Below are 4,197 nucleotides of genomic sequence, written 5' to 3'. Positions count from 1 at the left end.
CGGGGCGGTATCTCCACTCGTAGTAGCCGGATTTAGACACGTCGAGCCGTTCGCACATGAACTCGACGGGGTATGCGTACTCCGCTGTATCGAGTGTCAGCGGACGCGGCAGACTCCCCAACGGCGGTCAGTTGGTCTCCCCGCTGGCGGACACGGGACCTCCCCAGTAGCGGACAGCTGATCTCCCCGCCGACCCACCACGCCCGTAACGCACAGTGGGCATGGTGAAGAGCGATGAGGAGATCATGGAGATTCTTGAGGCGTACGACCTCACGGGGAGCTACCGGAAGGCGGCCGAGCTGGCCGGCTGCGACCACCACACGGTCCGGCGCTATGTCCAGCTCCGGGGCCAGGGAGTCGACCCGACCGAGCGGGCCGTGCGGTCGAAGCTGATCGACGGCTTCCTTCCGAAGGTCGAAGAGCTGGTCGAGCGGTCGCGGGGCAAGGTCGGAGCCGACGCTGTTCACAAGAAGATCGTCGCGATGGGTTTCACCGGCACCGACCGCACGACCCGCCGGGCCGTCGCAGCGGCGAAGGAGTCCTACCGGGCCGGGAACCGCAGGGTGTTCAGACCCTGGATCCCGGAGCCAGCGATGTGGATGCAATGGGACTGGGGCGAGGGCCCACGCATCGGCGGACGACGCACGAGCCTGTGGTGCGCGTGGTTGGCCTGGTCACGGTTCCGCGTGGTCATCCCGGTTTTCGACAAGACCCTGCCCACGGTGGCGGCCTGCCTGAACGCGACGTTCCGCGCGATCGGCGGGGTGCCGACCTACTGCCTGACCGACAACGAGAAGACGGTCACGGTCGAGCACGTCGCCCGGATCGCGGTCCGCAACCCCGAGCTGGTGCCGATCGCCCGCCACTACGGCACCGTGGTGCGGACCTGAATGCCGGCCGACCCTGCCTCCAAGGGCGGGACCGAGTCGACAGTCCGGGTCGCCAAGCGGGACCTGGTGCCCACGCAGGTGAACCTGCGGACCGAGTACACCGACTTCGCCGGGCTGCAGGAAGCCTGCGAGGCCTTCATGGCCGAGGTGAACAACCGAGTCCACCGCGAGACCCGCCGGATTCCCGCCGAGCTCCTGGCCGAGGAACATCTGCGGCTGCACCCGGTGCCCGAGCAGCCGTTCACCGCCGCGTTCGGCGAGACCCGCAGGGTCGGCAAGGACTCGACGATCTCGGTCAACTCGGTGCGCTACTCGGTCCCGCACGAGCTCGTCGAGGAGAGCGTCTGGGTCCGCTTCCACGGCGACGACCTGATCGTGACCGCGATGGTCGCGGGCGGCGCGGTCGAGGTCGCCCGGCATGCCCGCTCCACTCCGGGCAACCCGCGCATCGCCGACGAGCACTACCCCGATGCCCCGCGCGGGGAGCGTGCGCCGAAGCCGACCAACCCGGCCGAGGCCCAGTTCCTGGCGATCGGGCCGGGGGCGGCGGCCTGGCTCATCGAGGCCGCGGCCGCCGGCACCCGTCGGATCCGGGCGAAGATGGCCGACGCCATCGCACTGGCCAAGCTGCACGGCACCGCCGACGTCGACCGGGCGCTCGGCACCGCCGCAACGGTGGGTCGCTTCGCCGAGAGCGACCTGCTGTCGATCCTGGACCACCAAGGCGAGCACGACCAGGTCGAGCCGATCCGTCGCAGCGAGACCCACAGCCTGCAGCCGGGCACCTCGGCCTGGTCCGGATTCGGGTCGAACTGAGCCGACCCTGGTCAGGGCTCAGTCCTCGTCGTCAACCAGACCGCAAGCACCGGGGAACGACTCCAAAAACTCCCGCCGCTGCGGGTCCAACTCGGCCTCGGCCAGGCCCCTGAGCGTCTGCAGGAACCGGCCGAGTTGGGCCTCCGGCAGCCGCTGCAGCACTCCGGCCACGCTCTCCATCATCTTCACCGCGGAGTCGGGATCCACCTCGTCGTCCTCGCAGCCGTCGAGGAACCAGACGGTGTCGACGACCAGCCCGGCAAGAACGGGCACCAACGGGTCCATGTCAGTCATCCGGGCAACCTACCCGACGCCCAGGACAACAAGGACAACACCCGGCCGACGGCGCCGAGCCGCCGACGGCCGCGATCAGAAGGAGCACACCGCCATGAACGACAGCCTCACCGTCCCCGCGCCACGACACCGAATGCAGGCCCCCGCCTCGGCGGTCGCCGCGACCTCGGGCGCCGCCTTCGACGAGGCGATCGCGCTGACCCGCCGCCTGAAGCTGCCTCACATCCGCCGGGCGATGGGCGAGATCATCCCGACCGCAAAGGCCCGACGCTGGGATCCCGCCGAGATCGTGCGGGCCCTGCTGGCCGAGGAAGCCGCCGGCCGGGACGCCGCCAACTCCGCACCCGACGAGCTCGCGCGGCCTTTCCCACCGGCAAGACGTTCCACATCTGGAACGAGGAAGCCTCCTCGATCCCCGTCCCGACCCAGTCCGCGCTGCGGACTCTGGAATGGGTTGGCCGGCGCGAGAATCTTTGTGTGGTTGGCCCGTCCGGCACGGGCAAGAGCCACTTCACCGAGGCACTCGGGCAGGCCGCCGTCGACGCCGGGATGACCGTCGCGTGGTTCACCATCGAGGACCTCGGCGCCTTGGTTCGCCGCCACCGCGTCGACGACTCCGTCTCCAAGGCGATCGCTCGGATCACCCGCACCGACCTGATCATCGTCGACGACATCGGGCTCCTGCCTGTCTCTCCTGACGCCGCCGAAGGCTTCTACCGCCTGGTCGATGCCGCCTACGAGCGCCGCAGTCTGGCGGTCAGCAGCAACCTTCATCCGTCGGGATTCGACGAGATCATGCCGAAGACCCTCGCCACCGCGACTGTCGACCGGCTCCTGCACCACGCCCACGTCGTCGTCACCCAGGGCGACAGCCACCGCCTCGCCGAGGCGACCACCGGACGAGGCGTCGTCTCCCTCGACTGACCCCACCCCCGGGGAGATCAACTGTCCACTGGGGACTTTCACTGTCCACCAGCGGGGAGATCAACTTTCCGCCACCGGGGAGATCCCACTGTCCCTTGACAATCGAGTCGCATCGTTTCGATGAACTCGTACGTGCTCGCTACCGGGGATCCTTCGCGAAGTACGCTGCGGCTTTTTCAGGAAGGCGACTTCCATCTCGAGTTCGCGGTTTCGACGTTCGAGTTCCTTGAGCCGGGCGCGCTCATCGATCTCAAGCGGGCCAGCCTGATTTCCGTGCTCGTGCTCATACCGGCGCACCCATGAGCGAAGCGTCTCGGGATGCACATCGAGTTCCCGAGCGACATGCGAGACAGGCTTGCTGGATTTCAAGGCCAGTTGGACCGCTTCTTCGCGGAACTCCGGCGAGTACGAGCTTGGACGTGCCACTGTGCTACTTCCCTCGATTCCTTACAGGACAACCCTATTGGGTCCCTGTCCGGGATCTTCGGGGCCCCTCACCTTCGGTTCTGACGTCCTTGCAGCGGTGACTTCAAAGGCTCACCCGATCCACGTGGGCTCCCTTTCGGGCCGGGCCACCAGGGTCCGTATCCGGCGAGTTATGCGGGGCACGGGTGAAGGTCCCGTTCTCCCGGCTTCCTCTGGCCTTTCGACCTACCGGCTTTCGCTTCTTGGATCATCCTTCTCCCGCCGGGGAGTTCAGCTCTCCTTGCGGTCGGCCTACCAGGCTCATCGCCTGGACCACGACGGGGTTGCCACGTTCCGCACCAGTAAGACGCGGCTGGGGTGGGCGCCCCCTCTACCCCGGGACCAGCGGTGTCCTCCCTCCGGGCTCAGTTACCCGAAGGTCGCTTGGTGCCTCACAGCACCGGGTCCTGTGACCGCCGCTCGCATGCCATCAGCGCGGTCTTACGGATCACGGGGCATCATCGAGGGTTCACTTGCGTTCGCCCGTCCAGCCTTCCCCTCGCCTGTGGCTTCCGGATGGCCCGGATGCTCTTGGACTTGAACGCTCCGCTTCACACCCCGCCGTTGCCAGCGACGCATGGGAGCACGGGGACGGGCCTTGGACACTGGCCCGAAGTTCAGCCGATCGATACCTCCTTCACGCAGCTGTCCTTTACTTACTTGGAGCGACCTCGTGTCGCACACGGAGCGCCGTAGTTTGCGAGTGATCGTTTAGCTTGACGTTTAACCTCGGCGGGCCTGGTGTTCCTTGATCGACTCGGCGCGTTTGACCGTTTTGCCGACGTCGTGGTGCTTGGCGCGTTGCTTG

Annotated in this window: 2 protein-coding genes and 2 pseudogenes; 2 read left to right on the top strand and 2 right to left on the bottom strand. The window is 67.4% G+C overall.

Translation table 11 applies throughout. The annotated features are described in order from the left end of the window. Positions 1–224: 224 nt before the first annotated feature. Positions 225–1,706: pseudogene (gene istA, locus ACIQTO_RS38080) on the top strand (IS21 family transposase). 18 nt (positions 1,707–1,724) lie between these two features. Here the strand turns inward: istA and ACIQTO_RS38075 are convergent. Continuing rightward, positions 1,725–2,000: a hypothetical protein gene (locus ACIQTO_RS38075; protein WP_402398251.1), complete on the bottom strand. Its 276-nt coding sequence runs from the start codon at positions 1,998–2,000 to the stop codon at positions 1,725–1,727. A gap of 133 nt (positions 2,001–2,133) precedes the next feature. Between ACIQTO_RS38075 and istB the strand changes: the two are divergent. After that, a pseudogene (gene istB / locus ACIQTO_RS38070) lies at positions 2,134–2,924 on the top strand (IS21-like element helper ATPase IstB). Positions 2,925–2,984: 60 nt separating this feature from the next. Here the strand turns inward: istB and ACIQTO_RS38065 are convergent. Beyond that, on the bottom strand, positions 2,985–3,350 hold the full coding sequence (locus tag ACIQTO_RS38065; RefSeq protein WP_402398249.1) for a transposase: 366 nt from the start codon (positions 3,348–3,350) through the stop codon (positions 2,985–2,987). Positions 3,351–4,197: the final 847 nt, after the last annotated feature.

Origin of the sequence: Kitasatospora sp. NPDC091207 (genome assembly GCF_044768625.1) — a bacterium.
Lineage (GTDB): Bacteria > Actinomycetota > Actinomycetes > Streptomycetales > Streptomycetaceae > Kitasatospora.
Note: the sequence above shows the minus strand (reverse complement) of the source record. Positions and strands in the feature narration are given on the sequence as shown.

Coding starts and splice junctions, on each gene's coding strand:
- ACIQTO_RS38075 (WP_402398251.1), bottom strand. CDS start 2,000: ATGACTGACATGGACCCGTTGGTGCCCGTTCTTGCCGGGCTGGTCGTC.